Here is a 6,325-nt window from a genome sequence, read left to right as displayed (position 1 = left end):
AGGGAGCCGTCCACCGCGGCCGAGGCCGGGGTGCCGGCGTTCTCCACGCTCGACGCCGTCACCGGCCGGTTCAACGCCAGGTTCCCCGACGGGGGCTGTGTCGTGCCGGTCGTGAATGTGAAGTCGTCGATGTCGAAGAGCGAGCCGGTGGTACCGCCGGTGAAGACCAGGTACAGCTGATGCGACCCGGACGGCGGGGTCACCGTCCCCGTCACGTCGGCCCAGGTCTCCCAGCCGCCGGTTGGGGCGACCTGCACCGTGCCCACCACCGGTCCGGTCGGCGAGTCGGTCCGCAGCGTGATCGTCCCGCCGATGCCGGCCGAGGCGACCCGCGCCGAAAAGCCGGTGGCGCCGGCCAGGTTGTAGGGGTTGAACGAGATCCAGTCGCCGTTCTCGATGAATCCGACGGCGTTGCCGCCGTGCGCGCTCGCCTTGGCGGCCAACTGGACGCCGCTCATCGAGCCGAAGTGCTCGGCCTGGCGGGTCAGCGGCTGCAGGACCCGCTGGTCCTGCACCGCGCTGCCGGTCGCCGGGGTGTACTGCGCGTTGATCACCCCGAAGATGTTCGACGACGCGTCGTGCTCACCGTCCACGCTGGTCTGGATCGTCCCGTTGCAGCCGGTCTTACTGGTGATCGGGTGGCCGTGGCTGTCGTGACCCAGGATGTAGCTGACCGTCACCCGGTTGCAGTCGACAGTGCCGTTCGGGTCGGTGACCTGGACCTGGAAGGGCACCGCGTCCCCGAACTTGAACAGGGACCCGTTGACTGGCGTGATCAGCGTGACCGACGGCCGGCCGACCCCGACGACGACGCTGGCCGTTGATATCCGCCCGCCGGTGTCCCGGACCGTCAGCGTCGCGGTGTACTCCCCGTTGGCGGTGTAGGTGAACGTCGGGTTGGCCGCCGTCGAGTCCGTCGTGCCGTCGCTGGTGAAGTCCCAGGCATAGGTGATCGCGTCACCGTCCGGGTCGTTGGTGCCGGCCGAGCTGAACTGCACGGTCAGCGGCGCCGCGCCGGCGCTCGGGGTGGCGCTGGCCTGGGCGATCGGGGCCCGGTTGCCGCCGCTGTTGTACTCGATGCGGTAGAGGGCCGAGTTGGCGTCGCCGCCGAACCAGCCGGTGCCGTAGTCGAGGACGTACAGGGCGCCGTCCGGCCCGAACTCCATGTCCATGATCGCGGTTCCGGACCACGGGAAGGAGTCGATCGCGCCGGCCGTGCCGTTGGCGTTCAGGGTGGCCGTCTTGATCCAGCGGCTGGTGAACTCGCCGAGGAAGACCTTCCCGTTGTACGACGCCGGGAACTTTACGTCGGAGACCAGCGCCGGGTCGAAGTTGTAGACCGGTCCGCCCATCGGTCCGCCGCCGCCCAGCTCGGGCCGCCAGGGTCCCGCGCCGCCGTACGGCAGCCAGCCCGGCTGTGACGGCGGGAGGGTGGTGATGCCCGTGTTGTTCGGTGAGTTGTTGGTCGGCCCACCGGCACAGTTGTACGGGCCGGCCGACGGACCGGAGGGGAATGTGTACTCCTGGTAGGGGGTGTTGTAGTTGGAGCAGTACGGCCAGCCGAAGAAGCCCGGCCCGGTGATCCGGTCGAACGCCACCGTGCCGGCCGGCCCGCGCTGCGGGTCGGCGGTGCCGGCGTCGGGGCCGTAGTCACCGAGGTAGACGACCCCGGTGGCCTTGTCGACGCTCATCCGGAACGGGTTGCGGAAGCCCATCGCGTAGATCTCGGGACGGGTCTTCGCCGTGCCCGGGGCGAACATGTTGCCGGCCGGGATGGTGTAGCCACCCGTTGCGCCCGGCTTGATCCGCAGCACCTTGCCGCGCAGGTCGTTGCTGTTGCCGGCGGTGCGCTGTGCGTCGAACGCGGGGTTGTGGTCGGCCCGCTCGTCCAGCGGCGCATAACCGCCCGAGTCGAACGGGTTGGTGTCGTCGCCGGTGGACAGGTAGAGGTTGCCGGCGGCGTCGAAGTCGATGTCACCACCGACGTGGCAGCACTGGCCCCGGCTGGTCGGCACGTCCAGGACCGTCACCTGCGAGTTCAGGTCGATCGTGTTGTCGTCCCGCACGGTGAACCGGGCCAGCTTGTTGGAGCCGTTGAACGGGGCGAACTGCGCCGCCGTGCCCGTCGCCGGCGAGTCGCCGCCCGGGGTGCTCAGCGGCGGCGCGTAGTACACGTACACCCAGTGGTTGCTGGCGAAGTTCGGATCCGCCTTGATGCTCTGCAGGCCCTCCTCGTCGTGGCTGTACACCGCCAGCTGCCCCGCCACCTTGGTGTTGCCGTTGACGTCGGTGTAGCGGATGACGCCGTCGCGTGAGGTGTGCAGCACGCCGCGGTTGGGCAGGACGGTGAGCCCCATCGGCTCGCCCGTCTCGGCCACGCCCTTGGCCAGCGTCACCTGCGAGAAGGTGCCGGCCTGCGGCGGCTGGGTGCCGACCGTGCAGTTGCCGACGCCCTGCGCCGCGTAGCGGATGCCGCCGAGCAGGTGGGTGCGGAAGTTGGCCTCGCTGAAGCTCTCGATGGTGTGCCCGAGGCCGGTGTACCACGAGCGACCGCCGTCATATGCACGGCACCACGAGATCGGGTGGTCGTTGTTCATGGTGCCGCCCGTGTAGCTGGTCTCGTCCAGGTTGGCCAGCACGTGCGTGGTCGACCGCGGGTTGGTGCGATAGTTGTACAGCTCGTCGGTCCGGTTCCAGGTCGCCGGCAGCCCAGCCGTCGAGGGGTGGGTCGTGTCCTCGATCCGAACCCGCACCGGCTGGATCGCCGGGTGGCTCGAGAAGTACGCGCCCACCAGTCCGCCGTACCAGGCCCAGTCGTACTCGGTGTCGGCCGCGGCGTGCACGCCGACGTAGCCGCCGCCGGCCCGGATGTAGCGCTCGAACGACGCCTGCTGGTTGGCGTCGAGCACGTCGGCCGTCGTCGAAAGCCAGATGACCGTCTTGAATCGGGCCAGGTTGGCGTCGTTGAACTGCGTGGCGTCCTCGGTCGCTTCGACCGTGAAGTTGTTCTGCGTGCCGAGCTGCTGGATCGCGGCGATGCCCGCCGGGATCGAGTCGTGCCGGAACCCCGCGGTCTTGCTGAAGATCAGCACCGAGAAGTCGGCAGCGAACGCTGGGGCGATGTTGATGCCTACCCCGGCGAGCACGACGGCGACGCAGAGCAGCACTCTGCGAATCATGATCGGATGTACACCTCTCCAGAGGGGAACCACGAAGACGCGCGCCGATCGCGTCTGGATGAGGTTGTTGACACCCGCGCCTCGCCGAAGGTCGCGAGTGCCGAGCCGAGCACCGTAGCGGCGGCGACCGGCGGAACAACATGGATATCGAGTGTGGGGTCGTCGCCTCCTCAGCGGTGGGAGAGCGCTCTCTCAATGGGTGTGGATAAGTTAAGCAGAGACACCTGTCATTGGGAAGGCCATCGACGGCTCGTTGGCATCAGAACGAGAGAGCGCTCTCTGTCGATCGAGCCGCTCGCCCCGCCGCCGGATCACGTCCGGAGACCTCGTCGCTCGACGGTTGCCCGCTCGCTTCGCTCGCTCCTGGAACAGTGGGGGAGCTTCGCTCCACTGGTGGGTGCTGTGGGTGGGCTGGGGCGGGGCGGCTTCGCTCCAGCTGCGCTCCCTCCAGCGAAGCTGGTCCTGCTCGACCAGGGCGCAGCCCCGCTCGAGCGGCTACCTCCCGTGCGGCCGTGGATTTTCCGCTACCGGAGTTCCCGCGAAGGATTGCCAGAGTGGGCGATGTGCGTCGTCATCGGGCGTGATGGAACCAGGCCGGCATAGGCGTTCCTAGGCGGTTGTGAGTTCGGGCGTCACATTGTGTTGTGTCGATTTGGCACGGTTATGATCCGGCGCATGCAGAGGTTCATGAGCGTTCTGGGGTTGGTACTGGTTCTTGGGGCCGGGGCGTGCAGCGACTCGAGCGGCGACACCGCGGCCGGCGCTCCGAGCGACTCTGCCACGGCTGCGGCGGCGGCGCCGTCGGTCACGCCGGCGGGAAACAGCAAGGAGATCTGCACCGCGGCCACGACGCTGGTGAACAATGCCGACGTCGACACGCTCACGAAGCAGTTCGGCGCGCTCATCACGGCCCGTCAGACGAAGAACGCCGCCGCCGAGGCCACGGCGAAGAAGGCCATCCAGGACCAGGCCGGCACCTGGTCCCACCAGCTCGGTGAGCTCCAGCAGCGGGCCACCGACCCGGCGCTGCGTACGGCGCTCGGCACGCTGGTCACGGCGCTGACGACACTCTCGGCGGATGATTCGCTGGCCGGTGTCCGCTCGTTCGAGGATGCCGCCCGCATCGCCGGCCCGCTGGCCGACGCCGTGAACGCGTTGCAGAAGGCCTGCGCCTGAGGTCGTGGCCTCACGCGACGAAACCCTAACGGACCGCATCGGGGGCACTGAGGTTTCAATGACGTCGGTTCACAAAGGATTTTTCTCCTCCCCCGTGCGGCTGGTCGTCGGTGTCGCCTGCGCCCTGGTCGTGGCCGTGGCCGTTCCCATCGCCGTCTTTGTCGTCGAGGGTTCCAAAGTCTTGACGAGCGTGTTTTCCCGAGTGGAGATACAAGCGGCGACTCGCGCCGGGAGTTCCCTCGGTCCTGGCGACGAATCAAGAACGATCGTGCAAGAGTACGTGGCAAGAGAGCATGCGTCGGGCCATAGCATTCTCTCGGATGACGTGAACATAGCAGTCGTTCGCTCCAAGGATGGCAAGACGACGGTCCGGCTGGTTTGGAGTGGAAGCCGGAATCCGACAGGGCTTCTTGTCGTGAGCCGGGGCGAAGCGTCGCGGCTTGCCTTGGCTGTCGGGCTGACGGCAATAACACCGACCGGCCTGCCGGCGACGCCACTCCAGGCGCCGATCAACCGCCAGGCATACGGAGGTGCCGCTGCGGAAGGCGGCCTGGGGATAGTTCGCTCCGACTGTATCGACGCCTGGATAACCACGCAGGGCGTGCCGATGAAAACCTCATCGTGTGCGGAGCTTTGGCACGGACCGCAAACGCCGGAATGGATGTACCATCATTTTGGCCAGGGAAATGAACCACGTCCGACGGAACAGTCGGTCATCACCGCGATGTCGATCCGGTCGCGGATCGTGAAGGATCAGCGTGCCGATGTCGCCGGGCCAAAATTCGTCTCATCCTGCAGCAACACCGGCCAGACGAGTGTCCTGGCCGGCCTGGTGAAGAACGGTCAGGACACATACAACCCGGCGATACACATGCGCTCAAATCCCTGCACCGGTTACCTCGACTTCATCAATCAATCGGAATGGCAAACAGGTGCTGGCCTCAGATCGACAGAACGCAATGATGCCTCCATCGAGACAACCGGCGTATACTCTGTCGACAAACCCGACCTCTCGCCGGCATGGGAGGATTATGTCTGGACGCAGGTGGGTTGCCGAAATGGCGATAGCACGCTTCATTGCAGGTTCGGGTCGCTCGACGAATCCTCATATATCAAGCGCCTGTGGTGATCCATGAGCGCGTCTCTCTCCGGGCCTTCTGCAAGGTTCAAATCCTGTCCCCGCTACAACCCTGAGGGCCCCTGCTTCGTGCAGGGGCCCTCGCCCTTTGGGTCGTAGCCTTGCCCGCTCGCTTCGCTCGCTCCTGGGGAGTGGGGGAGCTTCGCTCCACCCATGCCCCCTCAAGACCTCAGTGGGGCGCTCCGAGTTTCAGGACGCCTTCTTCGGCTCCTGCTTCGCGGCTGGGCCTCTGGCATCGCCGGTCCGGGGTGAGTGGGCTGCTGATCAGCGCCCGCGATTCAATTGGCCTCGGTCGGGACCTTGACAGCGGGGCAACACTGGGCCGGTGATGGTCTTCGAGTTCGCCGTCGTGCTGCGTGGGTACGACCCGCGCGAGGTGGACGCCCTCCTGGTGCCGGCCGTTGCCGCGCTCGAATCCGGCAGCGAGCAGGTTCGGGCCGAAGCCGCCGCTGCGCTGCGCCGCGCGAACCTGCCAGTGGTCCTACGCGGTTTCGACCGGGCGCAGGTCGATGGTGCGATCGCCGGGTTGGCCAGTCGGCTGGGAGGCTCGCCGGAGCCAACGCCGAGCCCCGGCCGGGTCGCGGTGGAGTTCGCCAGAGTCCTGCGCGGTTACGACATGGCGGCGGTGGACCGGCTCGTCGAGCAAGTGGAGGGGGCTCTGGCAGCGGGCAACGCCGGCGCCCGCGCCGAGGCAGCCGCCGCCGTGCGGAACGCGGCCTTCGCCCTCAAGTTCGGCGGGTACGACCGTCATGAGGTCGATCGGTACCTGGAGCAGGCAGCGCGGGAACTCGGATAAGCGACGCGGCTGCGTCGGTGCGCCGCCGCCGGACCG

4 protein-coding genes are annotated in these 6,325 nt (G+C 67.5%); 3 read left to right on the top strand and 1 reads right to left on the bottom strand.

Annotated elements, in window-relative coordinates:
• Positions 1–3,179 (bottom strand): ThuA domain-containing protein (locus ABD352_RS33085; protein ID WP_344616459.1); only part of this gene is annotated, 3,179 nt, incomplete at its 3' end.
• 675 nt (positions 3,180–3,854) lie between these two features.
• On the opposite strand from ABD352_RS33085, the gene ABD352_RS33080 reads away from it, so the two are divergent.
• From ABD352_RS33080 to ABD352_RS33070, 3 genes are all read left to right on the top strand, one after another.
• Positions 3,855–4,355 (top strand): hypothetical protein, encoded by a 501-nt coding sequence (locus ABD352_RS33080; RefSeq protein WP_344616458.1) that lies wholly within the window; start codon positions 3,855–3,857, stop codon positions 4,353–4,355.
• A gap of 58 nt (positions 4,356–4,413) precedes the next feature.
• Positions 4,414–5,484, top strand: coding sequence for a hypothetical protein (locus ABD352_RS33075; protein WP_344616457.1), 1,071 nt, complete (start codon positions 4,414–4,416; stop codon positions 5,482–5,484).
• Between the two features lie 337 nt (positions 5,485–5,821).
• The gene (locus ABD352_RS33070) at positions 5,822–6,289 is read left to right on the top strand and encodes a DivIVA domain-containing protein (RefSeq protein WP_344616460.1); all 468 of its coding nucleotides are present in this window, start codon (positions 5,822–5,824) and stop codon (positions 6,287–6,289) included.
• The last annotated feature ends 36 nt before the right edge of the window (positions 6,290–6,325 follow it).

This window comes from Dactylosporangium salmoneum, from assembly GCF_039532525.1.
Taxonomy (GTDB): domain Bacteria; phylum Actinomycetota; class Actinomycetes; order Mycobacteriales; family Micromonosporaceae; genus Dactylosporangium; species Dactylosporangium salmoneum.
The sequence above is the reverse complement of the archived record's forward strand: the minus strand, read 5'-3'. Positions and strand labels throughout refer to the sequence as shown.